The sequence below is a fragment of the Brachybacterium sp. AOP3-A1-3 genome (assembly GCF_052378285.1).
Classification (GTDB): Bacteria; Actinomycetota; Actinomycetes; order Actinomycetales; family Dermabacteraceae; genus Brachybacterium.
This window is the reverse complement of record NZ_JBQSXM010000008.1, coordinates 115,035-142,034: the sequence shown is the minus strand read 5'-3', so window position 1 is coordinate 142,034 and position 27,000 is coordinate 115,035. Positions and strand designations below refer to the sequence as shown.

Annotated in this window: 23 protein-coding genes; 11 read left to right on the top strand and 12 right to left on the bottom strand. The window is 69.7% G+C overall.

Annotated features, from left to right (window positions below; all coding sequences use genetic code 11):
* Positions 1–57: 57 nt before the first annotated feature.
* From ACT3T5_RS12450 to ACT3T5_RS12425, 6 genes are all read left to right on the top strand, one after another.
* Positions 58–1,254 (top strand): YihY/virulence factor BrkB family protein, encoded by a 1,197-nt coding sequence (locus ACT3T5_RS12450; RefSeq protein WP_444577919.1) that lies wholly within the window; start codon positions 58–60, stop codon positions 1,252–1,254.
* 1 nt (position 1,255) lies between these two features.
* Positions 1,256–2,002: an SOS response-associated peptidase gene (locus tag ACT3T5_RS12445; protein WP_444594487.1), complete on the top strand. Its 747-nt coding sequence runs from the start codon at positions 1,256–1,258 to the stop codon at positions 2,000–2,002.
* 76 nt (positions 2,003–2,078) lie between these two features.
* A complete protein-coding gene (locus tag ACT3T5_RS12440; protein WP_444577917.1) occupies positions 2,079–3,485 on the top strand; it encodes a histidine kinase in 1,407 nt (468 codons plus the stop codon).
* Positions 3,482–4,171, top strand: coding sequence for a response regulator (locus ACT3T5_RS12435; protein WP_443426289.1), 690 nt, complete (start codon positions 3,482–3,484; stop codon positions 4,169–4,171). The genes ACT3T5_RS12440 and ACT3T5_RS12435 overlap by 4 nt, the downstream gene beginning before the upstream one ends.
* A 285-nt stretch (positions 4,172–4,456) precedes the next feature.
* Positions 4,457–5,209 carry an ABC transporter ATP-binding protein gene (locus tag ACT3T5_RS12430; RefSeq protein ID WP_444577916.1) on the top strand — a complete coding sequence of 251 codons (753 nt, stop codon included), beginning with the start codon at positions 4,457–4,459 and terminating at the stop codon, positions 5,207–5,209.
* Complete coding sequence (locus tag ACT3T5_RS12425; RefSeq protein WP_444594486.1) at positions 5,209–7,722, top strand: ABC transporter permease; 2,514 nt, start codon at positions 5,209–5,211, stop codon at positions 7,720–7,722. The genes ACT3T5_RS12430 and ACT3T5_RS12425 overlap by 1 nt, the downstream gene beginning before the upstream one ends.
* A 175-nt stretch (positions 7,723–7,897) precedes the next feature.
* Here ACT3T5_RS12425 and ACT3T5_RS12420 read toward each other — a convergent pair whose 3' ends face one another.
* Entirely contained in the window at positions 7,898–8,353 is a 456-nt protein-coding gene (locus ACT3T5_RS12420; protein ID WP_444594485.1) for a hypothetical protein, read from the bottom strand.
* A 349-nt stretch (positions 8,354–8,702) separates the two neighbouring features.
* On the opposite strand from ACT3T5_RS12420, the gene ACT3T5_RS12415 reads away from it, so the two are divergent.
* A complete protein-coding gene (locus ACT3T5_RS12415) occupies positions 8,703–8,951 on the top strand; it encodes a WhiB family transcriptional regulator (protein WP_193117473.1) in 249 nt (82 codons plus the stop codon).
* A gap of 93 nt (positions 8,952–9,044) precedes the next feature.
* Here ACT3T5_RS12415 and ACT3T5_RS12410 read toward each other — a convergent pair whose 3' ends face one another.
* Positions 9,045–10,535 (bottom strand): sensor histidine kinase, encoded by a 1,491-nt coding sequence (locus ACT3T5_RS12410; protein WP_444594484.1) that lies wholly within the window; start codon positions 10,533–10,535, stop codon positions 9,045–9,047.
* A gap of 99 nt (positions 10,536–10,634) precedes the next feature.
* On the opposite strand from ACT3T5_RS12410, the gene ACT3T5_RS12405 reads away from it, so the two are divergent.
* Positions 10,635–11,141, top strand: a complete 507-nt coding sequence (locus ACT3T5_RS12405) for a DUF2505 domain-containing protein (RefSeq protein WP_444577912.1) — start codon at positions 10,635–10,637, stop codon at positions 11,139–11,141.
* Between the two features lie 109 nt (positions 11,142–11,250).
* On the opposite strand, the gene ACT3T5_RS12400 is transcribed toward ACT3T5_RS12405, so the two are convergent.
* The 3 genes from ACT3T5_RS12400 to ACT3T5_RS12390 are packed head-to-tail and all read right to left on the bottom strand — an operon-like array spanning position 11,251 to position 13,609.
* The gene (locus ACT3T5_RS12400; RefSeq protein WP_444594483.1) at positions 11,251–11,724 is read right to left on the bottom strand and encodes a DUF6912 family protein; all 474 of its coding nucleotides are present in this window, start codon (positions 11,722–11,724) and stop codon (positions 11,251–11,253) included.
* A 44-nt stretch (positions 11,725–11,768) separates the two neighbouring features.
* Positions 11,769–12,992: an AAA family ATPase gene (locus tag ACT3T5_RS12395; protein ID WP_444577910.1), complete on the bottom strand. Its 1,224-nt coding sequence runs from the start codon at positions 12,990–12,992 to the stop codon at positions 11,769–11,771.
* Complete coding sequence (locus ACT3T5_RS12390) at positions 12,989–13,609, bottom strand: SAF domain-containing protein (protein ID WP_444577909.1); 621 nt, start codon at positions 13,607–13,609, stop codon at positions 12,989–12,991. Before ACT3T5_RS12390 ends, ACT3T5_RS12395 begins: the two co-directional genes overlap by 4 nt.
* Before the next feature lie 236 nt (positions 13,610–13,845).
* Here ACT3T5_RS12390 and ACT3T5_RS12385 point away from each other — a divergent pair, with 236 nt between their 5' ends.
* Positions 13,846–14,085 (top strand): helix-turn-helix transcriptional regulator, encoded by a 240-nt coding sequence (locus tag ACT3T5_RS12385; RefSeq protein WP_444577908.1) that lies wholly within the window; start codon positions 13,846–13,848, stop codon positions 14,083–14,085.
* 125 nt (positions 14,086–14,210) lie between these two features.
* On the opposite strand, the gene ACT3T5_RS12380 is transcribed toward ACT3T5_RS12385, so the two are convergent.
* Positions 14,211–14,756 (bottom strand): hypothetical protein, encoded by a 546-nt coding sequence (locus tag ACT3T5_RS12380; RefSeq protein ID WP_444594482.1) that lies wholly within the window; start codon positions 14,754–14,756, stop codon positions 14,211–14,213.
* A gap of 346 nt (positions 14,757–15,102) precedes the next feature.
* Here ACT3T5_RS12380 and ACT3T5_RS12375 point away from each other — a divergent pair, with 346 nt between their 5' ends.
* Both ACT3T5_RS12375 and ACT3T5_RS12370 read left to right on the top strand, forming a co-directional pair.
* Positions 15,103–16,296: a hypothetical protein gene (locus tag ACT3T5_RS12375; RefSeq protein WP_444594481.1), complete on the top strand. Its 1,194-nt coding sequence runs from the start codon at positions 15,103–15,105 to the stop codon at positions 16,294–16,296.
* Positions 16,296–16,697, top strand: a complete 402-nt coding sequence (locus ACT3T5_RS12370) for an Rv3235 family protein (RefSeq protein WP_444577905.1) — start codon at positions 16,296–16,298, stop codon at positions 16,695–16,697. Before ACT3T5_RS12375 ends, ACT3T5_RS12370 begins: the two co-directional genes overlap by 1 nt.
* 205 nt (positions 16,698–16,902) lie before the next feature.
* Here the strand turns inward: ACT3T5_RS12370 and secA are convergent, their stop codons facing one another.
* The 6 genes from secA to mtrB form a co-directional block, all read right to left on the bottom strand.
* Positions 16,903–19,977, bottom strand: a complete 3,075-nt coding sequence (secA, locus tag ACT3T5_RS12365) for a preprotein translocase subunit SecA (RefSeq protein WP_444594480.1) — start codon at positions 19,975–19,977, stop codon at positions 16,903–16,905.
* Positions 19,978–20,076: 99 nt separating this feature from the next.
* Positions 20,077–21,507 carry a winged helix-turn-helix domain-containing protein gene (locus ACT3T5_RS12360; protein ID WP_444577903.1) on the bottom strand — a complete coding sequence of 477 codons (1,431 nt, stop codon included), beginning with the start codon at positions 21,505–21,507 and terminating at the stop codon, positions 20,077–20,079.
* 91 nt (positions 21,508–21,598) lie between these two features.
* The gene (hpf, locus tag ACT3T5_RS12355; RefSeq protein ID WP_444594479.1) at positions 21,599–22,291 is read right to left on the bottom strand and encodes a ribosome hibernation-promoting factor, HPF/YfiA family; all 693 of its coding nucleotides are present in this window, start codon (positions 22,289–22,291) and stop codon (positions 21,599–21,601) included.
* A gap of 164 nt (positions 22,292–22,455) precedes the next feature.
* A complete protein-coding gene (locus tag ACT3T5_RS12350) occupies positions 22,456–23,235 on the bottom strand; it encodes a ComF family protein (RefSeq protein ID WP_444594478.1) in 780 nt (259 codons plus the stop codon).
* Positions 23,236–23,436: 201 nt separating this feature from the next.
* Positions 23,437–25,140, bottom strand: a complete 1,704-nt coding sequence (locus ACT3T5_RS12345; RefSeq protein ID WP_444577900.1) for an LpqB family beta-propeller domain-containing protein — start codon at positions 25,138–25,140, stop codon at positions 23,437–23,439.
* Positions 25,137–26,999, bottom strand: a complete 1,863-nt coding sequence (gene mtrB / locus ACT3T5_RS12340; RefSeq protein WP_444577899.1) for an MtrAB system histidine kinase MtrB — start codon at positions 26,997–26,999, stop codon at positions 25,137–25,139. The genes ACT3T5_RS12345 and mtrB overlap by 4 nt, the downstream gene beginning before the upstream one ends.
* Position 27,000: the final 1 nt, after the last annotated feature.

Here is a 27,000-nt window from a genome sequence, read left to right as displayed (position 1 = left end):
CGTGGCAGGATGACAGCACCTGTCCTCGAGATCCTCCACACCCCAGGAGCCCACCTCATGGCCGACTCCCCCGATCCGTCGTCCCCCCGCCTCAGCCGGCCGACCTTGAAGTACATGGCCAAGCGCGTGCTGTCCGAGTTCACGCGCGACGGCGGCACCGACCAGGCCGCGAAGCTCACCTACTTCATGGTGCTCTCGATAGCACCGACGCTGCTGGCGCTGTTCTCCCTGGCCACCCTGCTGCTGGCCCCCATCAAGGATCAGATCGCCGACCTCATCACCCAGGCCATCTCCTCGGCGGCGAGCGGATCCGAGCTCGGCGCGAGCGAGGCCGTCAGCTCGACCATCACGTCACTCATGGGTTCGGCGACCGGTGGCACCATCGCGCTGATCATCGGTATCGCCACCGCCCTCTGGTCCGCCTCGGGCTACATCAAGGCGTTCGGCCGGGTCGCGAACCAGGTCTACGAGATCCCCGAGGGCCGCGGGCCGATCCGCCTGACCCTCTCGATGCTCGGCCTGACGATCGCGATGATCCTCGGCATCCTCCTGATCATGGTCTCGATCCTCCTGAACCAGTCGCTCGTGGACGGGATCCTGGGGCCGATCGCGTCCTCGATCGGAGCCGAGGGCGCGCTGAGCTTCCTGACCGGATCGTTCCTGCCGATCTGGACCTGGGTGAAGTGGCCCGTGATCCTGGTGCTCGCCTTCGCCCTGATCTCGCTGCTCTACTGGGGCGCCCCGAACATCGCCAAGCCGTTCCGTCTCATCTCCCCCGGCGGAGTGTTCGCGATCGTCGGCATCGCCGTCGCCGCGGTCGCCCTGTCGATCTACATGGGCACCGTCGCCGGCTACTCGAGCTACGGAGCCATCGGCGGCATCATGGCCGTGCTGTTCGCGCTGTGGATCATCAACATCGTGATCATCCTCGGCGCGGAGGTCGACGCCGAGTTCGAGAGGGCCCGCGAGCTCGAGTCCGGCAAGCCGGCCGAGGACACCCTCGACCTCCCGATGCGGGACTCCAAGGCCGCGGAGAAGGCGGAGTCGAAGCGGGAGGACATCATCGACGAAGGTCGCGACATCCGCCTGAAGAACCTGCACCGCGACTCCGAGGCCTACACCGGTGAGGACGCCCGCCTCACTCCTCGCCACGGCGTGCCGGCGGTGTCATCCGGCGCAGCCGACGGCTCCGATGCAGCAGGCACCGCCACATCCGGACTCTCCGACGGCGGCTCCTCGCCCAAGGACTCCTGACATGTGCGGCCGCTTCGCCTTCTTCCAGGAGATCGACCCGCTGGTCGACGACCTGGGCGCTGTCGACCTCACCGATCCGCATCTGCGCAGCCGCTGGAACATCCCGCCCACGGCGCCGATCCACGTGGTCACCGAATCGGTGGACACGGAGACCGGCGAGGTGGTCCGAGCCCTCCGGGTCGCCCGGTGGGGCCTGCTGCCACCGTTCGCGAAGGAGGCCTCGTTCTCCTCACGCACCTTCAACGCCCGACGGGAGACCCTCGGGGAGAAGCCGAGCTTCCGCGGGAGCCTCGGGCGGTATCGGGCGATCGTCCCGATGGACGGGTACTACGAGTGGGTGCGGGACGACAAGGGCACACGCAAGCAGCCGTACTTCATCGCCCCGGCCGACGGGACCCCGCTGTACATGGCGGCCCTGGTCTCCTGGTGGAAGGGTCCCGGGCAGCACGAAGGGCCCGCCGCCACGGAGGACGGCACCTACCTGCTCAGCGCCACGATCATCACCCGGGAAGCCACCGGTGATCTCGCCGAGCTCCACGACCGCACCCCGGTGATGCTGCGCCGCGGTGAGATCGATGCCTGGCTGGACACCGCCATGGACGATCGCCACGCGGCGCAGGAATGGATCCTGGACGACGCGCATCTGCTCGACGACTCGACGCTCGAGGTGCGCGAGGTGGATCCGGCTGTCGGCAGGGTGGGCAACGACGGCCCGGAGCTGCTCGAGCCGCCGCAGACCCTGCTCTGACCCGATCCGTCCCACGACGGACTGTCCGACTGCGGTCTGACGCGCGACGCATGCTCGTCCCCGTACGCTCGAACCCATGACGAACGGACCCGATGCGCGGACCGACGTGCCGGACGGGCGCGTCCGCCGCTCCGACCCCTTCCGCTGGATCATCGAGAACCCCGGCACCGTCGACCTGATCGCCTTCGGCGCCGCCGCCTTCCTGATTCTCGTCTCGGGCTTCTGGACAGGATCGTTCGGCTGGTGGACGGTCTTCTCCGTACCGATGATCCTGACCGGCGCCGTGTGCCGGACACGTCCTGCCCTCGGGGTCCTGGTCATCGGCGGCCTGGCGCTGCTCCATGTCCTCGTCGGCATCCCGGTCGTGATGGGCGATGCTCTCACGTTCTACGCGATGTTCTGCGCGGTCGCCTACGGCTCGCGCCTCGTGCACGGTCTCGGCGTCGGCGCCGGATTCCTCGGCGTCCTGGTCCAGGCGACCTCGTGGGCCGTGGGCGCCGTGCGCGACGAGTACGGCGGTCCGCTCGAGGCGGCGATCATGTTCAGCACCTTGATCCTCGTCGGCAGCATCACCATCGTCGCGGTCTGGGCCCTGGCGAGCCTCCAGCGCGCCCGGGTGCGGCAGCTCGCGCTCACCCGTGACCGGGCGGAGCAGGCCATCCGGGAGAGGGAGCAGCGCACCGCGCTGGCCGTCGCCGACGAGCGTGCGCGCATCGCCCGCGAGATGCACGATGTGGTCGCCCACTCGCTGTCCGTGATCATCGCGCAGGCGGACGGCGGCCGCTTCGTCGCCGCCCAGAAGCCGGAGAAGGCCGCCGAGGTCCTCTCCACCATCGGGGAGACCGGGCGGGCGGCGCTCGCCGACATGCGCTCCCTGCTGGGAGTTCTGCGCCAGGAGGACGAGACCAGCTTCGGCCCGCAGCCCGGACCGGAGATGCTCGAGGACCTGATCGCGCGGGTCCGGGCCACGGGCCTCGACGTGTCCCTCGACATCGAGGGCCGGATCGAGGACCTCCCTCAAGCCCTCGGGATGTCCGTGTTCCGGCTCATCCAGGAGTCCCTGACCAATGTGCTTAAGCACGCCGGGCGCGGAGCCTCCGCGAGGGTCCGGATCCACCGCACACCGCAGAGGCTGGAGATCGATGTCTTCGACGACGGACAGGGCACCGACCCGGAGTCCGACGGCGAGGGCCATGGGATCACCGGGATGCGCGAGAGGATGGCCGTGTTCGGCGGGGTCCTCCGGGCCGGGCCCCTCCAGGAACGCGGCTACCGGGTGCAGGCGACCATCCCGCTGGACGGAAGCGTTCTCACGGCGCCGCGGACCGCGGACCGACCCCGACACCAGCTCTCCCGGCCCGAACCGTCCGTCGACCCCATCCGGCCGGCGGCCACCCCGACACATACAGTCACACACACGGCCGGGCGCACCGCACCACAGCACACCGAACCATCCCACCACCCCGGAGGAGCTCCCCGATGACCACACCACTGGACCGCCCGCTGCGCATCGCCCTCGTCGACGATCAGCCTCTCGTGCGGGCCGGCTTCGCGATGGTGATCGACTCCCAGGACGACCTGGAGGTCGTGGCCCAGGCCTCCGACGGTGCGGCGGCCGTCGAGGAGCTGCGCGCCCGCACCGTCGACGTGGTGCTGATGGACGTCCGCATGCCTCGGATGGACGGCATCGAGGCCACCTCACGGATCCTGGCCCAGTCCCCCGAGGGTCGCGCCCCGAAGATCATCGTGCTGACCACGTTCGACCTCGACGAGTACGTGGTCTCCGCCATCCGCGCCGGCGCCAGCGGCTTCCTGCTCAAGGATGCGCAGCCCGAGGACCTGCTCGGCGCGATCCGCACGGTGCACAGCGGCGACGCGGTGATCGCCCCGTCGGCCACCCGCCGTCTGCTCGCCCGGGTGATCGCCGCTCCTGAGCCCCAGGAGAAGGACACGTCGGTGCTCGACGTGCTCACCGAGCGCGAGCGCGAGGTCCTCGCGCTCATGGGTCGTGGCTACTCCAACCAGGAGATCGGCGCCGAGCTGTTCGTGGCCGAGGCGACCGTCAAGACGCATGTGGGCCGCGTCCTCTCGAAGCTCGGCGCCCGGGACCGCGTGCAGGCCGTGATCGTCTCCTTCGAGACCGGTCTGGTCAGCCCCGGCGCCGACTGAGACCACGGACAGGCGCCGACCTGCGGACGGGGACGAGCCGAACGGAACGTGCTGAGCGCCTCGGGCCGAGCAGAGGGCCGGGCCGGCCACGCGCTCCGGGGAGTCCCACCCCGCCAGCCGCAAGGCAGCATCGGGATCTGCCCCCGCGCGTCATGCCCGGGTATGACACGACGGCGTCCTGAGGTCGGACATCGTCCCCCTGCACGGGACCACGGACTGACGACGCGGTGCAGATCGGTGCACGAGCATGGTCGATGACCGCCTACCCCGTCGTGAAGGATCCCGATGACTGCCCAGTCCCTCGCCTCTCAGCCCTCCCCCGGTGACCCCACCGGCGCGTCCACCGCCGCACCGGCCATCATCGCCCGCGGGGTCACCCGCACCTACGGCACCGGCGCCGGCATCGTCACCGCGCTGGACACGGTCGACCTCGATGTCGCCCGGGGCGCGTTCACCGCGATCATGGGCCCCTCCGGCTCGGGCAAGTCGACGCTCCTGCACACGCTGGCAGGGCTCGATGTCGTCGATGGCGGATCCATCAGCATCGACGGGACCGAGATCACCACACTGGGCGACGACGCCCTCACGAAGCTCCGACGCGAACGGATCGGCTTCGTGTTCCAGTCCTTCAACCTGCTGCCGATGCTCAGCGCCGAGCAGAACATCCTGCTGCCGCTCGAGCTCGCCGGAGCACGGGTGGACCGTGCCTGGCTGGACACCATCACCTCGGCGTTCGGGATCGGCGATCGTCTCTCCCATCTCCCCTCGCAGCTCTCCGGCGGGCAGGTGCAGCGCGTCGCAATCGCCCGCGCACTGGTCACCTCCCCGGCCGTGGTCTTCGCCGACGAGCCGACCGGGAACCTCGACTCGCGCACCACCGAGGAGGTCCTGAACTTCCTGCGTCTGTCGGTGGACGAGTTCGGCCAGACGGTCGTCATGGTCACCCATGAGAGGGAGGCCGCGGAGCGTGCTGACAGGATCATCACGCTCGCCGACGGTCGCATCGCCAGCGACGAGGACCTGCGGGGGCAGCGCTGATGGCCCGCCGCTCCCCCGTGAAGCTCACCCCGCTGCGGCGGCACCTCGCCGCCGTCGTCACCATCGCCCTGTCCTGCGCCTTCGTCGCCGTCATGGTGCTGGCCGGGAACCTCATGCAGGCGTCCCTGCGATCCCAGGCCTCCCAGCAGTACGAGGGAGCCGATCTCGCGATCGAGAGTCCCCTGGCCGACGAACAGTGGTCCTCGCAGGCCCCGCTCGACCCGCCCACGATCGACGGCGCCGAAGCCGTGTGGCCCCAGCTGATGGACTACGTCCAGCTCGACTCCGCCACCGGATCCAGCGTCTTCCTCTCAGCATCCATGCTTCCGCCGGGTTCTTCGGGACAGGACGGTCTCTCCGAGGGGACGGTTCCCACGTCCGCCTCCGAGGTGGTGCTCGATGCCACCGCCGCCGACGAGCTCGAGGTCTCGCTCGGCGACACCGTCGTGCTGCCCGCCGATCATTCGGCCAGCGGCGACGAACTCACCTTCACGGTCGTCGGCATCGCCCCGGCCCCCGAGGGTGCCGTCTTCGGGAGCACGCCCCGGGTCCTGGTCTCCGAGGCGAACGCCGAGGCGCTGCTCGGGCCGACGGCCGGGACCCTCACGGACCGTTGGCTCGCCAGCGTCCCCGAGGGTGCCGACCCCGCCGCCGTCGCCGCGGACGCCGCCACTGACGACCTCACGGTCCAGACTGTCGGCGAGGCCGAGGACGAGGCTGCCGGGGAGCTCATGCGGGGCTTCGGGGCCCTCGCGATGATGCTCGCCGTGTTCGTGGTGATCGCCCTGTTCACCAGCGCCGTCGTCATCGCGAACACCTTCGCCGTGACCGTCGCCCAGCGCACCCGCAGCCTTGCGCTGCTGCGCACCCTCGGGGCGACCCGATCACAGGTGCGCGGCGTGGTGCTGCGCGAGTCCCTGACCGTCGGGGTGATCGGTGCGCTCCTCGGCATGCTCGGCGGGCACGTCCTGACGCAGGTCGCGCTCGCCGCCGCCGCAGGGCTCGGCTGGTTGGACGGCGTCATGCTGGTCCCGCTCAGCGTCTGGTCCGTCGCGCTCCCGGTGCTCGCCGGCGTGGTGATCACGGTCGCGGCGAGCCTCGCACCGATGCGCTCCGCCACCCGTGTGGCACCGTTGCAGGCGCTGCGCCCGGCTCCGCCCGCGCAGCGTCGTGGGCTGGGAGTCCAGGGCGTGCTGGGCCTCGTCGCGGTGGCGGCCGGCATCGTCATCATGGCGGCGGGCACCGTCCTCGCCGTGAACCAGATCGCCTCGCTCGGCATCCTCCTCGCACTGGCCGGGGGCGTCATCAGCTTCACGGGCGTCCTGGCCACGCTGGTCATCGTCACCCGCCCGCTGTCGGCTCTCGTCGGCCGGATCATCGGCCGGATCGGCGGCCTCCCGGCGAGGATCGCGAGCGCGAACGTGGCCCGCAGCCCGCGACGCAGCGCCGCCACGATCGCGGCCCTGCTGATCGGCACCACCTTGATGACCATGATGGCCGTCGGAGCGCGGACTGCCGAGGAGACGCTCACCTCGGAGCTGGATTCCCGCCGCCCGATCGACGTGGTGGTCTCCGCGGCGGAGATGCCGGAGGACGCCGCCGAGCAGATCCAGGCGATCCGGGGCATGGACACCGCCGTCGCCTCCGCTCGCGGCGACATCGAGGTCGGGGCCACGGAGCCGATGACCCTCTACAGCGCCACCCCCGAGTCCGTGCGCGAGGTCTCTCACCGACCGGAGATGGCCGACGAGCTCGTCGACGGTGTGGTGCTCCTGGGCCAGGATCGAGCCGAGCGCTTCGGCGTCACCGACGGCCAGATGCTGTCCGTCGACGGCGCCGACGGTTCCCCGCACGAGCTGAGGGTGCAGATCGACGCGAACCTGCAGATGTCCCTCGTGTCGCCCGCGACCCTCGAGCAGCTGCGCGGGGACAAGACCTCTCCGGTGGTGCTCGCCGACTTCGCGGACCCGGGCACGCCGGCCCGCGAGGGCGTGGCGTCGCTGGACCTCATCGACGCCGTGAACGAGCAGATCAGCAGCCAGGGCTATTCGGAGGCGTCCGCGGACTTCGGCGGGACGGAGCGGGAGGCCTACGCGCAGATCCTCACGATCCTGCTCGGCATCACCATCGGCCTGCTCGCCGTCGCGGTGCTGGTCGCCCTGGTGGGCGTCGCCAACACGCTGAGCCTCGGCGTCATCGAACGCACCGGGGAGAACGCCCTCCTGCGGGCGCTGGGCACCACCCGCGGTCAGATGCGGGCGATGCTCGGCTGGGAGGGCATGCTGCTCGCGCTGGTCGGAGCGGTGCTCGGCATCGTCCTCGGCAGCGCCTACGGGGTGCTCGGCATCGAGGCGCTGCTGGGCTCGACCTACCCGGTCTCGATCACGATCCCGTGGATGCAGGTGGGTCTGGTGCTGCTGCTGGCCGTTCTCGCGGGAGGGGTGGCCTCCGTGCTGCCGGGACGCACCGCAGCCCGGACGGCTCCGGCCGCGGCGCTGGCGGCGAACGAATGACGAGCTGACCCTCCGTCCCGCACAGCGGGAACTGCGCCCGGGACACCGGAGCCCTCAGAGCGGATCAGACCCGCAGTGCGCAGACAGAAGGCCCTGTCCCGGAGAGATCCGGAGCAGGGCCTTCTGCCTGGTAGGAGGCCGCCGCGTCGTCGCGACCGCGGCACGCTCGAGACGATCAGCTCCGGCGCACGCTCTCGGGCAGCGGCGTGGAGCGCACCAGGCGCAGGAGGAGCAGGAACAGGACGACGGCGAGGACGAGCGCGAGCCCGCCCTGCCAGTACAGCGACCCGCGCAGCATGTTCACACCCACGAGCGCCTGGAACAGCTGCCACGTGATCCCGTATCCCAGACCGAAACGGCCCTTCACCAGGATCGACCGCGCCGCCAGGGCAGCTCCCAGAGCGAAGACGAGCAGGAAGATGCCCAAGCCGGTCAGGAGCTTGGTGGGGATCTCCCCTGCCGGGACGATCAGGAAGCAGTAGGTGGCAGCAGCAGCCAGCATGAGGGCTTCGACGCCGAGCAGCGCGGCGACCGTCGGCCGGGTGCGCGGGCTGGGATCGTCGGCGTCGGCCGGACGCTCATCGACGCGTCGGGACGCGTCGGATCCAGGGGTCTGGGAATCGATGGGCATGGACGAACTGTATCCGGGCTGGCCCTCGGAACCGGGCCTCGAGGCACGCGCGACGCACACCCGAAGCACTCCACGAGCGCTTTCGCAACGCCTGAGTGCGGGGCATCACGCTCCCGCTCACCCGTGTGGGAAGTGCCACCCAGGTCGGGGACGCAAGCCCTTGTCGAGTCCGCGACCGCCCCAGAGAATGGAAGTCGGCTCGTCCACGACGCCGCGCTCCGCAGCAGCAACTGCCGCACACGGAGCCGCATCCCAGAGCCGGAGACCCGAGAACGCCCCACCCGGAGCGACCCTCGCCGCGTCGCGCCCCGAGGGGTGAGGCGTGGCGTTCTGGAAAGAGAGAGTGACGATGGACTGGCGCCACCGTGCCGAGTGCCTCAACCATGACCCCGAGCTGTTCTTCCCGATTGGGAACACCGGCCCGGCGATCACCCAGATCCAGGAGGCGAAGGCGGTCTGCCAGCGGTGCGACGTCATGACCGCCTGTCTGAAGTTCGCTCTCGAGTCCGGTCAGGACTCCGGCGTCTGGGGAGGCCTGTCCGAGGACGAGCGCCGCTCCCTCAAGCGCCGTAACGCCCGCGCCCGCCGCGCGAGCTGACTACTTCGTCCTGCGGCGCGGCCTCACCGGTCCCGGCGCCGCAGGACATTCCGGTGGGAGCCCCGACGAGGGCCCTCTCCGTGGCGGGCCCGTTCAGAGGCTGAGCGGGTCCAGGTACACGTCGACGACTGCGCACGTCCCTCCCCCCGGGCGGTCCTGCCAGGTCAACGTCCCACCCAGCTGACCCTGCACGAGGGTGATCGCGATGTTCGTGCCGAGCCCCGTGGGCTTGGCCGATCCCATCCCATCACCGTCGTCCTCGATGTTGATCACGAGATGGGACCCCACGCGCTCACTGCGCACCGTGAGCGTTCCGCCGGTCTCCGAGAGACCGTGTTCGACGGCATTCGTGGCCAGCTCCGTGACCACCAGGGCCAACGGCGTCGCCTCCTCCGCACGGATCGACCCGACCCGTCCGATCTTCTCGGTGTGTACCTCTACCTGGGTCTCCGTGAGTCGGGGAGCTCCCGCCCTGTGCACCGTGGCACTGGCGGCATCGACGGCGAGCCGCAGGCAGCGGTCGATCACCTCGTCGAAGTGGACCGCCTCCTCCGATCCCTGCAGCAGGGACTCGTGCACCAGGGCGATGGTCGAGACCCGGCGCATCGCTTCGCTGAGCGCCTCGCGCGCCTCGTCGGACTTCATCCGACGGGACTGCATGCGCAGCAGGGCGGCGACCGTCTGCAGGTTGTTCTTCACCCGATGATGGACCTCGCGGATGGTCACGTCCTTGGTGATCAGCTCCCGTTCACGACGGCGCAGCTCCGTCACGTCGCGCACGAGGATCACGGCGCCGGTGCGCTGACCGCGCTCGGTGAGAGGGACGGCGCGCAGCGACAGCGTCCCTCCTCGAGCCTGCATGTCCGAACGCCAGGCGGCGCGCCCCATCAGCACCAGCGGCAGCGACTCGTCCACCGGTGATCTGGACTGCAGCACGTCCGTGGACAGCTCGGCAAGGGTGATCCCCTCCATCGCGCCGTCGATGCCGAAACGGTGGAAGGCGGAGAGCGCATTGGGAGACGCCCAGCGGACCACGCCGTTGGCGTCCAGCTGCACGACGCCGTCGCCGACGCGCGGCGCACCTCGTCGGGGCGGGATCGGGGCCCCCTCGATGGGGAACGCCCCGGATTCGAGCATCCGCAGCAGGCGGCGGCCGAGCTCATGCTGGTGCACCTCGTTCGCCGAGCGGGACCCATCGCTGATCGGGCTCTCCGCAGCGAGGACCGCCAGCGTCCGCCCCTCCTTGCGGACCGGCACCAGCAGGCCGGTGGCCTCACGGCCTTCGCGTTCGATGGGCTCGGGCTCCCGGGTGGGCTCGGCACCGGCGAGGAGGGAGGGGATCGAGGAGCCCTCCGCGTCCGTGAGCACGATTCCCACGGGGTCCTCGTAGTACACGGTCGATCCGGTCGCAGGCCGGCAATGGGCCACGGCGTGGGCCCCCTCCTCGCCCTGGATCCAGAGCACAAGGTCGGAGCGGAGCAGATCGGAGACCAGGTTCCAGTCCCCGACGAGATGCTGCAACCAGTCGGCCTCCTTCTCGGAGAGTCCACGGTTGTCGGAGAGGAACTTGGACAGGCTCGGCATGGGATCAGGATAGTAGTCAGAACGGAGGACGGGCACGTCGTGCCCACCGGCGCTCCTGACATAGGCTGGGATGGACCGATCCCCCGGGGAGGACGAGGAATGAAGCTTCGCGAGACGTTGAACCTGCCGCTGTCCGCGCGCACTGCTGCGACGATGTACGCCGACGAGGAGTACACCGCGATCCGTCAGGAGACGCTCGGAGCGAAGAGCGCCGTCGCCTCGGTCGAGGGTGACCCCGCCGGGGCCTTCTCGGTGCGCACCGAGCTCGAGATGCCGACGGACAGAGTTCCGGACATCGTGCGTCCGTTCGTCGGGTCCTCGGTGACGATCCGTGAGGAGCAGTCCTGGTCCGCGCCGGAGCCCGACGGCAGCCGCACGGGCACCATGAAGCTCGAGGTGGTCGGCACCCCTGCAGGGATGAAGGCTTCGCTGCGACTCGCTCCGACCGGGCAGCTGACCAGCCGCGTAGATATCGACGGCGATCTCGTGGCCAAGATCCCGCTGCTCGGCTCCAAGCTCGAGAAGGCGGCTCTCCCCTATGTCTCCAAGGTGCTGCGCGCCGAGGAGAAGTCCGCGACGACGTACAAGGATCGCGCCGAGGGCTGATCCGGGCACGCCTCCTGTCGGGCGCCGCGCTCAGCCCGTTTCCGACCTACGTTTGGGGCCGCGTGCGGGCCGCGTGCGCCGGATCGTCGCAGAGCGCTCTCTCCCGGTCTCAGGCCGACGTGGCCGGCGGGGTCGGCTCGCTCTCGGCGGCGCCGTCGAGATATGCGAACGCGTCGGTGACCTCGGAGGCGTCGAACCAGAGCAGGGCAGGATCGGTGTCATCCTGCTGTGCGGCAGCGGCATCGAGCTCGCTCACATGGAAGCTGGCGATACGCGCCCGCGCCGTCTCGCGCAGCTCGACACCGAATGCACCTCCTCTCTCCTCAGCAGCGGCCACCGACCCCTCAGGGACATCGACGGCGATCACGAGAGCTCGAGACGTCGCATCGGCGGAGAGCAGGGCGACGTGCATGGCGTCCTGCATGGCTTCGTACTCGAGATCCTCGTCGTCGTGATCCGGGTTGTCCGCGCTCGCGGGCCCGGTGACGCCCCAGGCTGCTCGCCCCGCGTGCAGCTCGAGGCCTGAAGGGGAGTTCTCCAGGATGGTCCGGTCCTCGGCGCTCATTGGCAGGTAGATCCTCATGGCCACCATCTTCTCACTTCGGCACCCGTCCCACCTCGGCGTCCTCAGGAACCGGAGGCGACGTCCGCTGCGTCCGGGACGGTCTCCCTCGCTCCGAGGACCACGTCGGAGGCGGCAATGTCGCGCAGAGCCTTTCGCAGGGCGGAGCGGGACGCGGACTCCGAGAGCAGAGCGCCGTCCCATGCCGCGGTCCGACAGGCGATGGGGTCATCCGGCAGCAGGTGCACCGAGGCCACCTTCATCCGGGAGGTGATCAGTTCCCGCACCCGATCCCCGGGGATGGGCGACCCGACCCTGTTGACGATCACATGGAGCTCCTCGACACCGAGCTCGTCGAGCCGGGAGTGGTCCCGCAGGAGGCGGGTGATGCTGACCGGATCGGCGGCGACCACAGCGATCACGGCGTCGGCGCTCTCGAGAGCGCTGATCGTGGCGGCATTGCGCTGCGGAGCCGCGGTGTCGTAGCTGAGCTCCTCGTCCTCCTCCAGCACCGGTCCGACATCGGCGATGACGAGGTCGCCACGACGCGCCAGGGCCTGCCAGAGGCCATCCATCGAGGTGCGTCGCACCTCTGACCAGCGGGCGGGGACGCCGATCCCGCTGAGCAGCCGAAGCCGTGGCTGAGCACTCGGGAGGAGGGCCTCGAGCGATTCTGCATCGAGCGTGTCCCGGTCATGCGCCCGACAGGCGGCCACCAGCCCGGGGGTCTCATCCAGCACCCCGAGCATCTGGCTCTGCGCAGGACCATAGGTATCGGCGTCCACGAGGACTGTCTGCTCTCCGGCGAGCGCGGCCTCGGCCGCAAGATTCACCGCGATGGTCGAACGCCCGGGTGCTCCTCCTGGCCCCCAGATGACGACGAGACGGCCTGCTTCCTCCGCCTCGTCGATCACGGGCTCCTGCACCCAGGTCTCCTCGCGCCCCTGGGGCGCGGCCGCAGCATCGAGCATCGCGATGATCTCGCCGATCGGCGCGGACGACGGGAGCAGGTGACGCAGACCCAGGGACGTCTGCTCCGGGGCTTCCTCGGAGCGCAGCCCCACCACGGCCGCCCCACGCATCAGCGTCGCCAGAGAATCTCGCCCCAGACCACGGACCGAGACATCGATCAGGACGACGTCCCCGATCCCAGCGGCCACCACCGCCATCGTCTCGGCAAGATCCGCGCATCGACGCACCACTCGGGCCGCACGGCTCTTCTCCTGCGCCAGATCATGGACGATGCGCACCTCGTCGCTCCCGGAGGCGCACAGGACGACATCGATCACGGGGCGACCCCGTGCGCTCCGGGCACACCGATCACGTCCAGGCGCTCATCACGGGAGAGGACCTTCAGCACCGCAGGCAGGTCCCCCTGGGGGACCAGCACCTCGACAGCCATCGAGCGCATTCCCAACGAGCTGCCTTCGTCGATGTTCCGGACGATGCCCGCGGACACCAGCAGCTCGGCATCCGCGCTGGTGCCGTCGTCCGCCTTCGGGCTGGTGTGCCAGAGCTCGACCGTCGCACCGGGAGCCACGGATTCGGCGACGGTCGCGTCCACGGGAATCACGATCGGCCGCAAGGGGACATCACCGGACTGACCGACGGCCGAGAGCGGGATCAGCTCCCCCGCCTGGACGGTTCGAGTGGCAACGGCTCCTGACGGGATCGCGTCGACGCTCCCGACATAGAGGCCGTCCTGCTCCCCCAGCCGCATCTCGACCGTTGCGAGATTGTCCGGGCCGATCACGTCGCCGGGGACGATCGGCGAGCGCGCCACCAGGACCGACGTGGTCTCAGCCAGGCGCGAGACCAGGAGCGCCCCCATCAGGACGCTCGCCACGACGAGCACGATGCCCACGATCAGTCGAGGATCCTTCCACCGCGGTCGGCGCAGTCTCATCACCGGTGCAGCACCCGCCACGTCGTCCTCCAGATCCCTGCCCGATCCCCGTGACCGAGTTCTGCCAGAGGCTACGGGACGCGGGGCCGTGAGGGGCGCACACTGGGACAATTGTGGAAAACTTGGGGGAAGATGCCGAGGAGACCGGGCTGTCCACATCGCGCCCCCAGCTGGGCACGGAAGGGTATGAGAACATCCGTGTCAGAAGGTTTCCTCCCCGACCGGAAGGTACGTCGATGGCGCCGCGATTCGTCCCGTTGTCCGATGTCGCCGAGATGCTCTCCATCTCCGCATCGCAGGCATACGCCCTGGTCCGTTCCGGGGAACTGCGCGCCATCAAGGTCGGCGGACGCGGTCAGTGGCGGGTCGAGGTCACGGAGATCGAGTCCTACATCGAGCGCAGCTATGCCGCGACCGCGTCGATCCTCGCCACTGAGCGTGAGCTCGAACGCCAGAAGCACGACGAGAAGCACTGACCCCACCTCGGCGAGTTGCAAACCGCCGGGACAGGTCGACGCACGACCACTGCCGCGGCCTCTGCTGCCGCCGTCGTCGTCGAGGCTCAGCGGCGACACCCGCCATCGCACCGCCGCAGGCCTGTTCAGCGCACAGTGATTGCCAGCACTGATGCGGTTGCCACGGTGACGCGTGATGAACCGGGGACCGTTCCTCGTTCACCGGTGGGCAGGGACTGCACGTCCATCGCATCCGCTCCGACCGCCGCGATACGGCCGGTGATACCGCCCGCCAGGGTCTCCAGCCGCACCACGCTGCGATCCCTGGCGATCTCGCGGAGCACGGATCCCAGCCCGAGGGGCGACCTCAAGGACTCCTCCGCCGGCCGCGCCCGGGCGGGCAGCCCCTGGACGAGGGCGATCGCCGACAGGGGAACGATGGCTCGCTGACGGGCCCCTTCCTCGCGCAGCGCGAGCCACCCCTCCCCGACCTCGTCGACCGTCCCCTCGAGTCGCAGGACGATGCCCAGATGGAGCGTGAGCGCGTGAGCGCCTGCGCCACGCAGGCGATCCGCGAGCGAGAGCTGTGCACGTTCAGCTCGCGCCAGGTCCTCGGAGACCGCGCGCATCTCCTCCCTCTCCTGATGGGCGAAACGACCTTCGAGGTCGTCGAAGATCCGCTCGAATCGCATGCCGACACCCTAGACCGCCCAAGCCTGCTGCCGGTGGTCCATGGGAAGTCTCGTGCACTCAGGCATCGTCGGCCAGCTGCCTGCGAACAGGAGCAGCTGCCTGCAAACGGGAGCAGCCGCCTGCGAACGGGAGCAGCCGCCTTCAAGCGGACGTACGCGCGCATACCGGTCAGAGGGCACCTGCACAGACCCTTCCTCCCCAGACCCGTGCCATCCACACGATGACCAGCGAGCCTTGCACTGTGCCTCAGGACACACTACTTTGGCGCCACGACGAACTAAGCACACCAAACTGCATCAAACGACATGATCTGCAGCAGCGGGAGTGCCTCACCAGGAGGAACCCATGGGGGACGACGCACCCTTGCCGGCACGGCCCGCGACTGCTCTGGCTGGTGCGCTGCTCTCCGGGGCGGCCGCCTTGGCGATGGGGGGCGCTGCGCACGCGCTGCGTCCGTCCTCGGCCGGAGTGCTCGGCGACGATGCGCTGATCGCCTGGGTGCTCGTCGGCATCGCGGGTCTCGGCGTCCTGTTCTGCGTGTACCTGACAGTGATCTGGGGGCTTGCTGCAGTGGTGATGGCCGCAGGTCCGGCCAGTCGCCTCGGAGCCGCGCTGTTCATCGCGCTGCGAGCCCTCGCACCTCAGGTCGCGCGGCGCGTCGTTTTCAGCACGGCGCTTGCCGCGACGGCGACCGGGCTCGCCCTGGCCCCCGCCACCGCAGCGGATCACTCCCCCGACGACGGTGCGGGGGTCTCGACCTCCGTGGCTGTGTCCTCCGAACTCACCCCGTCGGACCTCTCCGATCCTGACATGGAGCCCGATACCGATCCCGCTGCCAAACCCGTTGCCGAGCTCGGTGATCCTGCGTCGACACCGGCACCGGGCGACCAGGGGACGGAGCCGGATCCACTGCCTGCTCTGGGCTGGGGTGAGGAGCAGGGCGCGGCGCCCTCTGACTCGGACGGCGCCGACTCAGAGGGCCCAGCACCCTCCCGACCCAAGGAGTCTGCAGCCCCCACGGGGGACGACCTTGATCCAGAGCCCGAGACTTCGCAGGGCACCGACGCCCGCGACCTCGATGAGCCCGGCATGCCCCCGGAACCCGACCATTCGGGTCAGGACCAGAGCACCGAGAGCACCACGGACACGGAGAGCACCACGGACACAGCGGATACCGCGGATACCGCGGATACCGCGGATACCGACGGCACCAGGGGCACCGGCGATGACCGACCCTCGCCCTCGACCGACGCCGCCACTGGGGCGCCCGCGCGGCCCTCCTCCCCCGGGCAGGAATCCCGACCTGATTCCGCACAGCCCTCGCCGGCCTCGAGCACCGTGGTGGTGAAGTCCGGAGACTCTCTCTGGAGCATCACGGACGAGCTTCTCGGCCCCGCCGCGGACACACCGTCCGAGATCGCCGCAGCGTGGCCCCTCCTCCACGACGTCAACCGCGACGTGATCGGCACGGACCCAGATCTTCTCGAACCCGGGCAGGAGCTTCTCGTGCCCACACCCCTTTCCTCCCAGGAGCAGTGATGACCACGACCGACCAGCACCCGAACGCAACCCCCGACACCTCGGAACGGCTCGATCTGAGTGATCCCCGAGTGGTCGAGCGGATGGTCGAACCAGTAGCCCGTCGGGCCGTGGAGATCGTGCGCGACATGCGTCCGGAGAACGCCCTGACCCGAATCGTGACACCCGAGGTGGAGAAGCTGCTGTCCCGGCGGGCAGCGCTGACACGTCGGCTCCGGGCCGCCACCGGCTACGCGCCGCCGAAGCGGCTCGAGGTCAGCGGAGTGCGCACGTGCATCGTGAACGACCACACCGTCGAAGCGAGCTGCGTGCTGCGCGAGCCGGAGCGGGCGCGGTTCCTCGCGATGCGATGGGAGCTGCGGCATTCGGGGTGGCGGGTCACCGTCCTCGAGATGGGCTGACCCCACAGCGCGCCGTGGGGCACCGTGCCGCACCGGGGTCCCCACTCGCCTCTCCTTCCCCTCCTCCCACGCCGCCGCCTGTGCCTCTCCCGGGCACGGCGAAGGGCCGATCCGTGTCCTGCACGCTCATCGCGGCAGGAGCCGGATCGGCCCTTCGACGTCAGGATCTCGGCGGTCGAGCCGCCTCACCCCTCAGATCATCGTCTCAGCCCTTGCGTCGCCTGCCCCGCCGAGGGCCGCGGTTCTCCGCCACCGGCGCACCCTCGGGCTTGTCGGAGGTCTTGTCCGCAGCAGCGGAGTCGACACGGGCGTTCTGCTTCGCACGACGGCGGCGCTGGGCACGGGAGAGCGTCGAATCGTCCTGGACTCCGTTGCCCTCGGCGGAGGAGTAGCGCAGCTGCCGCGAATTCGGGCCATCATCGAGGCCCTTGGCGGTCAGCACCACGTTCCTCTCGTCCTCGAGCTGGTCCGAGGACGAGCCTTCCTCGGAGTCCGTGACGGAGTCCCCCGCGGAGCCCTTCGCCACCTCCTCGGCGTCTGTCGAGGGTTCGGCGTCCGTCGAGGGTGTTGCCGAGGTCGTCGCCGAGGTGTCCGACGCGTCGTCCGCCGGGCTCTTCGCCGCGGTCTTCGACTCCGAGCCTGCCGTTGCAGACTGCGAGGTCCCCTCGCCGGAGGTGGCCTGGGCGAGAGCGGTGGCGAGCTTGTTCTTCCCCGCGCCGGACTTCCCCGCGCCGGCCTGCAGCAGATCGCTGACGGCCTTGGGCACGACGGGCTCGGCCTTCTGCACCTGGACCTCGAGGTTGAAGATGTAGCCGACCACATCCTCCTTGATGCCCGCGATCATGTCGTTGAACATCAGGTGACCCTCACGCTCGTACTCGATGAGCGGGTCGCGCTGGGCCATCGCCCGCAGGCCGATGCCCTCCTTGAGATAGTCCATCTCATAGAGGTGCTCACGCCACCGGCGATCCATGACCGAGAGCAGGACACGGCGCTGCAGCTGGCGCAGTCCGTCCTCACCGAGCTCCTCGACGCGCGACTCGTACGCAACTCGCGCATCACCCAGGATCTCCTCCTTGAGCAGATCCGCGCCGAGGTTCTCCTTGCCGCCGACCTCGGCGATGAGCTCATCGGCAGTGATCGAGACCGGGTACGCGGGGCGCAGCGCACCCCACAGCTCCTCGAGGTCGAAGTCCTCGGGGTTCTTGCCCTTGGTGTGCGACTCGACGGTGCCGCCGATGACCTCGTCGATGAAGCGCTCGACGTGCTCGTCGAGCTCCTCGCCCTCCAGGATCCGCCCGCGCTCCTCGTAGAGCTTCTTGCGCTGCTTGGTGAGAACGTCGTCGTACTTCAGCACGTTCTTGCGGATCTCGGCGTTACGGGACTCGATCGAGTTCTGCGCACGCTGGATGGCTCCGGAGACCATCCGACCGGTCAGCGGCACCGATTCATCGACCCCGCCGCGGGCCAGCAGCGACTCCGCCGCGCCCGAGTTGAACAGACGCATCAGGTCGTCCTGCAGGGAAAGGTAGAAACGGGACTCGCCCGGGTCGCCCTGTCGGCCGGAACGGCCTCGCAGCTGATTGTCGATGCGACGGGACTCGTGACGCTCGGTGCCGAGCACGTAGAGACCGCCGAGCTCCACGACCTCGTCGTGCTGCTCGGCGACGGCCTGCTTGGCCTTGGCCAGCTGCTCGTCCCACGCGGCCTCGTAGGCCTCGGGGTCCTCCTCGGCGTCCAGGCCCCGCTCCTCGAGCGCAGCGTGCGCCATGAACTCGACGTTGCCGCCGAGCATGATGTCCGTGCCTCGCCCTGCCATGTTCGTGGCCACGGTGACTGCGCCCTTGGCGCCGGCCATCGCGATGATCGCGGCCTCACCGGCGTGGTTCTTGGCGTTGAGCACCTCGTGCTTCACACCCTGCGCGCTGAGGAGCTTGGCGAGGTACTCCGACTTCTCCACGCTGGTGGTGCCCACCAGGACGGGCTGGCCGCGATCGTGACGCTCGACGATGTCCTCGACGACCGCCTCGAACTTCGCCTTCTCGGTGCGGTAGATCCGATCCGGCTCGTCGTCGCGCTGCATCTCGCGGTGCGTGGGGATCGGCACCACCCCGAGCTTGTAGGTGTTCATGAACTCGGCGGCCTCGGTCTCGGCCGTGCCGGTCATGCCCGACAGCTTCTCGTAGAGCTTGAAGTAGTTCTGGAGGGTGATCGTGGCGAGGGTCTGGTTCTCCGCCTTGATCTTCACGCCCTCCTTGGCCTCGATGGCCTGGTGCATGCCCTCGTTGTAGCGGCGCCCGGCGAGGATGCGACCGGTGTGCTCATCGACGATCATGACCTCGCCGTTGATGATCACGTAGTCCTTGTCGCGCTTGAAGAGCTCCTTCGCCTTGATGGCGTTGTTGAGGAAGCCGATCAGCGGGGTGTTCAGGGACTCGTAGAGGTTGTCGATGCCCAGGTGGTCCTCGACCGTGTCGATCCCGGACTCGAGCACACCCACGGTGCGCTTCTTCTCGTCGACCTCGTAGTCGCGGTCACGACGCAGCAGCTTCACGACCTTGGCGAACTCGCTGAACCACTTGTTGGCATCACCGGAGCCGGGGCCGGAGATGATCAGCGGCGTCCGGGCCTCGTCGATGAGGATCGAGTCGACCTCGTCGACGATCACGAAGTTGTGGCCGCGCTGCACCCGGTCCTCGGGCGAGAGGGACATGTTGTCGCGCAGGTAGTCGAAGCCGAACTCGTTGTTCGTGCCGTAGGTGATGTCCGCGGCGTACTGCTCGCGGCGCTCAGCCGGGGTCGTCCCCGACTTGATGACGCCGGTGGTCAGGCCGAGGCTGCGGAACACGCGGCCCATGATGTCGCTCTGGTAGCCGGCGAGGTAGTCGTTGACGGTGACCACGTGGACACCCTTGCCGGAGAGCGCGTTGAGGTACGCGGGCAGGGTGGCGACCAGGGTCTTGCCCTCACCCGTCTTCATCTCGGCGATACGGCCTCGATGCAGGGCGGCGCCGCCCATGATCTGCACGTCGTAGGGGCGCTGACCGAGCGTGCGTTGTGCGGCCTCGCGCACCGCGGCGAAGGCCTCGATCATCACGTCGTCGAGGGTCTCGCCGTCCTCCAGCCGTTCCTTGAAACGGTCGGTCTCCTCGCGCAGCTCGTCGTCGCTGAGGTCGGTGAAGACGTCCTCAACCGCCGCTACCTTCTTGGCGATGGACTCGAGCCGACGCAGCTCGCGGCCTTCGCCGGCGCGCAGGATCTTGTCGAAGAGGTTGACCACTCGTGCTCCCGAAGTTCTTTGGATTCGTCCTCGCGGACAGCTGATGCCTGACCCATCGTAAGGGTCACCGCCTGGAGAGGTGACTCCCTGCGCGCATCTTCACGTCCCCGGCGACTTCCGGGAGGGGCGAGGAACCGGGCCGACGTCGACTCCTCGCCGCGCGCACACGGCGGCCAGCTCCGAGGAGAGAGCTCCGGTGCCCGGGCCGGTATCCACCTCGATCCGGTCCAGACCCTGCCAGATCGCGGCACGTTCGAGCTCCGCGATCAGCGCCTCGACCACCGCACTGTCCGCAGGACGCTGCCGGGGCGGCACATGGGGAAGCTCCTCACGGAAGGTCCCGCGCACTTCGAGCACCCCGCGCGCACGGTCGGCCTTGAGATCGACGCGGGCGGGGAAGACGTCGCCGAGCAGGAACAGCAGAGCGTAGTAGCCGGTCGCTCGCTGGGCGGCCGGCGTGTAGATGCCGATGCGGTAGTCGACGTCGAAGAGACGGGAGAGCCGAGGACGGTGGAACACGATCGGGTCGAACGGGCTGACCAGGGCGGCGGTGCGCAGCGGGGACGACGAGGGCGCGTCCCGGTGCAGCATCATCTCCCGCGGTCCTGCCGGGTGGTCCACCAGGACCGAGGTGATGACACCCGTCGCCAGGAGGTGGTCGGCGGCGGTCCGGGCGTCGCGAACGGCGACGCGGAAGTAGTCGGCGAGCGAGCTGACCTCGGCGATTCCCAGAGCCTTCGCCGCCAGACCCATCAATGCGGTGATCGAGGCGTCTCGGTCGTGGGTGTCGGCAGATCTGTCGGGCGATCGGGGGACGCCGTCGGACAGCTCGAGTTCCTCGTCGGACAGGTCGAGTGCCTCGTCGGCCAGGTCGAGCCGGCCACCGTCCGGACCGATGCCTCTGCCTGCCAGCCACGGACCGGGCTCCTCCGCGGGGACGTAGAGCCTCTCGAACTGGGTGCTGCGGCCCACACAGTCCACGCCGCCTGCACGGAACAGGTACTCCACCGCCCATTGGCTGGACGTGCGGCGCCACCCCCAGCCCTCGCCCCGCTCGGTATCGCCCAGGTGCCGGGAGATCGCGGAGGCGCTCGATGGGCCGAGCTCCTCGAGCGCGGCGAAGATCCGGGAGAACAGCTGGGGTGTGGAGGTCGCGGCTTCACGGACCGCTCCCCAGTCCTTCGTGGCGGCGGCCCGACGGCGGAAGTCGAGCAGGGAGTGCACCTCATGGCTGGCGAAGGTGGCTTCGTGGGCCAGTGCCTCCCGGACCAGCCGGGAGGGTCCAGGCCTCGAGAGACGGTCCAGCACCGTCGTGTCCCAGCTCCCCGATCGGGTGAAGACAGGCAGGTGGTGGGCGCGCTCGAAGATGTTCACCGAGTCGATCTGGAGCAGATGGGTGCGTTCCACCGTGGCGCGCAGAGATCGCGTGCTCGCCGCACGGGACGGGATCTCGGTGCGACGTGAGCGCCCCATCCCCTGTGCGCGCAGCGCGATGCGCCGCGCCGCGGTCCAGCTCACTGCAGTGCTCATCAGCGGGTCTTTCCACGGCGGGGTCGGGCGACAGAACGGATCCGGGTGGCTCCACGCCTCGGCGTGCACCCACCCGGATCCCTCGGAAATGTCAGGACGTCGGAAGCTCGGCGTCGAGCTCGATCACTCCGTAGTTCCACCCCTTGCGGCGGTAGACCACTTTGGGATGTCCGGACTCGGCGTCGACGAAGAGGAAGAAGTCATGTCCGACGAGCTCCATCTGATAGAGAGCGTCGTCGATGGCCATGGGCTTCGCGGAGTGCTTCTTCTCGCGGATCACGACGGGACTGCCGGCCAGGGCGAGATCCTGCTCGGTCACCTCCGGCTCCTCGGAGGTCTCCGCGGTACGAGAGTTCTGGGAGGTCTGCGCATCGTCGGTCTCCGACGGGGTCTCCGGGAGCGTGGAGAGCAGTTCTTGGTCGGCGGGCAGGGTGCGCACGCTGTCACCGGATGCCTGATGAGATCGCCCGCGGCCGCGATGGCGGTCCTTGCGGCGGTCGCGTGCACGACGCAGACGCTCGAGCAGCTTCCCGTAGGCGATGTCCAAGGCGCCGTAGAGGTCATCCGCACGGGCTTCCGAACGGATGATGGACCCGTTGTCGTGCACAGTGAGCTCCACGCGATCGCTGAGCTCCGCCTGCCTGGGATTCTTCTCCTGCGAGATCTCCACATCCACCCGCAGCGCCGCGGGTGCGAGCTGGGTGACCTTGTCGAGCTTGTCCTCGAGGTGACGACGGAATCGGTCCGGGACGTCCATATGACGTCCGACGACATTGATCTCCATGAGGTGTTCTCCTCCTATCCGGGTGCGGCCGCTCTGAGCCCGGCCGCAGTGGCTCGTCGACTGGAGTACGCACCTCCTGATCAGAGGAAGACTCGGCGGAGTGTGCCGAGTCACATCAGCATGCCATGTTTTGCTCCACGTTTCCTGGCCGTCCGGCCCTCGGATCACAAGAATCCTCCTGGGTCCGGTACCGGCAGGCGTGCAGAGGCGACGACGGCGGCGCCCAGCACGGACATCCCTGCCCCGGTGAGCGCCTCATACATCCCGCGCAGCGTCGACCCTGTGGTGACGACGTCGTCGACGATGACCACGGCGATCTGCTCCCGTCCGGCTCGTCGCGCGGCGCGTCCCGTCAGGCGGATCTGCCGGGTCCGACGCTGCCGGGACCCTTGCCCCTCCTGCGCCGTGGTCGGGGTGGAGCGCAGCAGCAGGGACCGTCCGGCACCGGTGCGCGCGATCTCCCGCACCAGCTCGGCGGTGTGGTCCTCCCCTCGACGGAGCCTGGCGCCGAGGCGGGAGGGCACCGGGACCAGTGCCGGCTCGGCCACGCCTGCCTCGTCGGCGAGGCGGGCGACCGAGGGCCCCAGAGCTCTCGCCAGGGGAGCCCCGAGATGCAGCATGCCGCCGTTCTTCCAGGCGAGGACGAGCCGCTGCAGCGGCCCGGAGTACTCCCCCAGCGCCAGCACCGGGAGCATCGGCGTGTGGTCCACCCCGGCGGGAAGGAGCACGCCGCCATGCTGTTCCTCATGCACCCGCGCCGCGGTGAGATGCTGCAGCGCATCGCAGCAGGACTCGACGCGGATCCCGGGTGCGTCGAGCAGCCCGGCGCAGCGACGGCAGAGCCACGAGCCCTCCTGCCCGCAAGGACAGTGGCGCGGAGCCACCAGCGAGCAGGTCTGCGCGGCGATCTCCCGGATCGTGGGCAGAAGGCTGACATGGTCCATGGGCTGAGTCCAGCATCGCCGCGTGCCGTCGGGGGACCGTGGCGCCCCGTTGTGGACCCACGGAGGATGTGGAGGAACCGTCTGCCCCCGGGACGTCGCAGAGGCATCCGGGCGACGGAGCTCAGCCGCTCAGCGGCCTGGACCACAGCGGCCCGTGGCCCTCCGGCCCAGCAGCACAGCAGCAGAAGTACGCGGTGGTTCTCAGTAGAACCAGGGGTCGTGCGCGTCGAGATCGACCGTGACCCAGCCGTTGCCATCGCTGTGCTGGACAGATCCGTCGGCCGTCCCGATCCAGATCGTCTCGCCGATGACCGTCCCGGCGATGCGGTCCGTATCCGCGCGCAGCGTCGGCAACGGATCTCGACCGGTCGCGAAGTCGACCAGCTGTCCGCGGAGCTCATCGGTCCCGGGGTCCGAGCCGAGCATGATCACCGCGGTCTCGTCGTACCAGCTGGCCTGCGTCTCCTCCGACAGGAAGGTCCGCACCTGGAGGGGTTCGGTGAGAGATTTCGGAGCCCCGTTCTCGTCCCGCACCACTGCGCACAGGTCGAGCCGCGCCCCGGCGGCATCGGCGGACAGCACGAGCATGCGGGTGGCATCGGCCGCGATGTCCAGCGCACGGACCTCCCGACCGGCCAGCCAGGGAGCATCGACCTTGGCGTCGTGCGCCGGTCCCTGTCCCGCGAGAGCGAGCAGCACGCCGGCGCTGCGTGCGGTCGAGGTCCAGACGTACCCTGCATCGTCGACCCGAGGCGGCACGAAGACCCCGCCCGTGGCGGCCTCACGCAGGGGGACGGACCCGTCGGTCGACGCGATCAGCACCCTCGAGGCACCGTCGACGAGAGCGGCGGCGAGCACCCCGTCCTGCGCGATCGCCGGGGACGTGAGCGCGAGGTCTGCGAGATCCGGGACCAGCTGCTCCGCCGGCGCGTCCGTCGTGGGATCAGCGAGCAGGATCACGCCGGTGGGGCCGGCGGCGATGGCCCGATGTCCAGGCAGAGCCCGTTCGATCGAGTCCTCGTCCACCGGCGTGTACTCCTGGCCGCCCCGCACCAGGCGGAGCCCCGAGAACGTGCGCATCGATCGCAGGGAGGACTCCAGCTGGGCGAGAGCTGCGGCCCGAGGTGCAGCGGCGAGCGCGAGGATCGCTTCGGGCACCGTGACCTCCGGGGTTCCATCCGCCCCGCTGGTGACCTCGGCCTCCACCACGCCCAGCACATCGGGCACCTCGTTGTGGACTGCACCGCGGAGAAAAGCCGCCGGCCCGGCGACGAGCGACTCGAGCACTGCGGAGGCGCCGCGCTGCAAGGAGAACCAGCGATGGTCCGGGACGAGGTGCCGGGTGCGCGCATCGAGGAAGTAGAGCCGTGCCGGCGAGTAGAGCGTCTCGAACGCGGCCTCGGACAGGAAGATCCCGTCGGGCACCTCGCTGATCCTCCATTGCCCGTCCACCTGCGTCATCGTGAGCTCGACGTCCCGTGCGACCGGGCCAGACAGCAGGCTGCGCGAGCCACCGCCATCGACGAGCGCGAGGACCTGGAGGACCAGGACCATCGCCGACTTCCCGGCGTCCTTCACCTGCAGCTCCTGGCTGCTCGAGTAGATCGTGATCCCGGCGGCCGGGTTCCACGCCCCGCTCATCTCCTCCGTGAGATAGGAGCGCGCCACGGAGAAATCGTCCTCGGAACCGACGCCGGCCTGCACGAACCCGGAGACGACCTGTTCCGCGGTGGCATCGTCCGGAGGCGGGAGAGCCTGCACGTAGGGCGCGCCGGGCTGCGCTCGGCCGGACAGTGGGCGGCTGTCGACGGGGGACGTGGTGGGGATGCGAGCGCACGCGGCACCGACGCCGAGCACGGTGGCTGCCCCGGCGGCGCGCAGCACCGTTCGACGGGCGGGGATCATCGGCCGCCTCCGCTCATCGGCGGCTCCTGATCGAGGGCAGAGGGGGAACCAGGATCGGTGCCACGGTCTGAGCCCGTGCCGAGCTCCGCACCGGGGTCGGAAATCTTCTCGGCGTCGAGATCCGCACCGGCGTCGGAATATGCTTCGGCATCGGAATTCACCTCCGGGTCGGCCGACGGGCTGGAGAGATCCGGAAGCAGACCCGGCGCGATCGGGATCTCCCCGGTGGGCGTCACGGAACACGTGCCGACGGCGTCACGGTCGAAGCTCCGCTCCAGGCGCAGCGGCGAACGCAGGAAGGTCCCGCCCGGACGGCGCGGCACGGTCAGCCGGAACACCGCCCCGCGGCCCTCCTGGCCCCAGGCCTGCAGCCATCCGCTGTGCAGCCGTGCGTCCTCGGCGGAGATCGACAGGCCCAGTCCGGTGCCGCCGAGGGTGCGGGCGCGCGAAGGATCCGCCCGCCAGAAGCGGTCGAAGACGCGCCCCGCGGCATCCGGGGATATCCCGTGGCCCCAGTCCTGCACCACCACGGCGAGCGCATCGTCGTTCGAGGCGGTCTGCACCAGCACGGGTCCGTTGGCGCCGTGCTCGATCGCATTGGTCAGGAGGTTGCGCAGGATCCGATCGATACGCCGCGCGTCGACCACGGCGTGCATCCCGCGGCCCGACAGGTGCACGTCCAGCAGGCAGCCGCGCACCCCGGCCAGCGGGCGCACGTCATCGAGGGCCCGCATCACGAGGGCATCGAGGTCCTCGCGGTTCGCCTCGAGCTCGACGGCACCGGCGTCGTACCGCGAGATCTCCAGCAGGTCCGTCAGCAGCACCTCGAAGCGCTGCACCTGGGCGGAGAGCAGCTCGGAGGTGCGCTGCAGCTCCCCGGGCAGCTCATCGCGTCGTCCATCGAGCACGGAGGACGCCATCCGGATGGTCGTCAGCGGCGTGCGGAGCTCGTGGGAGACGTCGGAGACGAAGCGCTGCTGGACGCGCGAGAGCTCCGTGAGGTCGTCGACCTTCTGGGCCAGGCTGCGGGCCATGTCGTTGAAGGATTCGCCGACCCGTGCGAGCTCGTCCGCCCCGGAGACCTCGACACGGCTGTCGAGATCCCCGCCGGCGATGCGCTCCGCGGCGTGCGCGGCGTGCTTGAGCGGGGTCGTCACCAGGCGGGCGACCACGATCGCGATACCCACGATCAGTGCCAGGAGCACGCCGCCTCCGCCGAGGATCACCTGCTGCACGAACGCGAGCGTCTGCTGCTCCTCCTGGAGCGAGTAGACGAGATAGAGGTTGTAGGACCCGACGCCGGGCACCATCACCCGGGTGCCGACGAGGAGGGCGGGCACCGTGTTCCCGTCGGAGTCCTCGCGACCGATCGATTGCCAGGAGACCGAGTCCGGGCTGTTCGCCACGGCGGCCGCGAGCTCGTCGTCGACCTCGTCGAACAGCGTGCGATCCGAGGAGGCCACCGGGAACACCGTCCCGGAGGTCTCCACCGGCACCAGCGCGACCTCCCGGCTGTCCCCGTCGCCCTGGCCGCCCGCGGACTGCACGAAGGCGTTGACGGCGTCCTGGCGCTGGGTCGTGGTCGCGCCGGACAGCTGGGTGAGGTTCTCGGAGAGATCCCGGCGCACCTCCACGGTCTCCTCGAGCACGCGGTCACGTCGCTGCTCATAGAGACCATCGGCGATCACGGAGGACAGGTAGGCGCCCACGGCGAGCATCGCGACGATCGAGAGCAGGGTCGTGACCAGCACGACCCTCAGGGCGAGGGGCCAGTTGCGGGGGTCGACGGTGCGGGCCCTCCGCGCGGAACCGGTCTCCGGCGTCGCGCCTCCCGTCGGGCTGCTCGCCGGACTGCTCATG

Coding starts and splice junctions, on each gene's coding strand:
- hpf (WP_444594479.1), bottom strand. CDS start 22,291: ATGGAGATCAATGTCGTCGGACGTCATATGGACGTCCCGGACCGATTC.
- ACT3T5_RS12400 (WP_444594483.1), bottom strand. CDS start 11,724: ATGAGGATCTACCTGCCAATGAGCGCCGAGGACCGGACCATCCTGGAG.
- ACT3T5_RS12440 (WP_444577917.1), top strand. CDS start 2,079: ATGACGAACGGACCCGATGCGCGGACCGACGTGCCGGACGGGCGCGTC.
- mtrB (WP_444577899.1), bottom strand. CDS start 26,999: ATGAGCAGTCCGGCGAGCAGCCCGACGGGAGGCGCGACGCCGGAGACC.
- ACT3T5_RS12345 (WP_444577900.1), bottom strand. CDS start 25,140: ATGATCCCCGCCCGTCGAACGGTGCTGCGCGCCGCCGGGGCAGCCACC.
- ACT3T5_RS12425 (WP_444594486.1), top strand. CDS start 5,209: ATGGCCCGCCGCTCCCCCGTGAAGCTCACCCCGCTGCGGCGGCACCTC.
- ACT3T5_RS12390 (WP_444577909.1), bottom strand. CDS start 13,609: ATGAGACTGCGCCGACCGCGGTGGAAGGATCCTCGACTGATCGTGGGC.
- ACT3T5_RS12410 (WP_444594484.1), bottom strand. CDS start 10,535: ATGCCGAGCCTGTCCAAGTTCCTCTCCGACAACCGTGGACTCTCCGAG.
- ACT3T5_RS12420 (WP_444594485.1), bottom strand. CDS start 8,353: ATGCCCATCGATTCCCAGACCCCTGGATCCGACGCGTCCCGACGCGTC.
- ACT3T5_RS12350 (WP_444594478.1), bottom strand. CDS start 23,235: ATGGACCATGTCAGCCTTCTGCCCACGATCCGGGAGATCGCCGCGCAG.
- ACT3T5_RS12370 (WP_444577905.1), top strand. CDS start 16,296: ATGACCACGACCGACCAGCACCCGAACGCAACCCCCGACACCTCGGAA.
- ACT3T5_RS12380 (WP_444594482.1), bottom strand. CDS start 14,756: ATGCGATTCGAGCGGATCTTCGACGACCTCGAAGGTCGTTTCGCCCAT.
- ACT3T5_RS12430 (WP_444577916.1), top strand. CDS start 4,457: ATGACTGCCCAGTCCCTCGCCTCTCAGCCCTCCCCCGGTGACCCCACC.
- ACT3T5_RS12450 (WP_444577919.1), top strand. CDS start 58: ATGGCCGACTCCCCCGATCCGTCGTCCCCCCGCCTCAGCCGGCCGACC.
- ACT3T5_RS12385 (WP_444577908.1), top strand. CDS start 13,846: ATGGCGCCGCGATTCGTCCCGTTGTCCGATGTCGCCGAGATGCTCTCC.
- ACT3T5_RS12435 (WP_443426289.1), top strand. CDS start 3,482: ATGACCACACCACTGGACCGCCCGCTGCGCATCGCCCTCGTCGACGAT.
- ACT3T5_RS12405 (WP_444577912.1), top strand. CDS start 10,635: ATGAAGCTTCGCGAGACGTTGAACCTGCCGCTGTCCGCGCGCACTGCT.
- ACT3T5_RS12375 (WP_444594481.1), top strand. CDS start 15,103: ATGGGGGACGACGCACCCTTGCCGGCACGGCCCGCGACTGCTCTGGCT.
- ACT3T5_RS12360 (WP_444577903.1), bottom strand. CDS start 21,507: ATGAGCACTGCAGTGAGCTGGACCGCGGCGCGGCGCATCGCGCTGCGC.
- ACT3T5_RS12415 (WP_193117473.1), top strand. CDS start 8,703: ATGGACTGGCGCCACCGTGCCGAGTGCCTCAACCATGACCCCGAGCTG.
- ACT3T5_RS12445 (WP_444594487.1), top strand. CDS start 1,256: ATGTGCGGCCGCTTCGCCTTCTTCCAGGAGATCGACCCGCTGGTCGAC.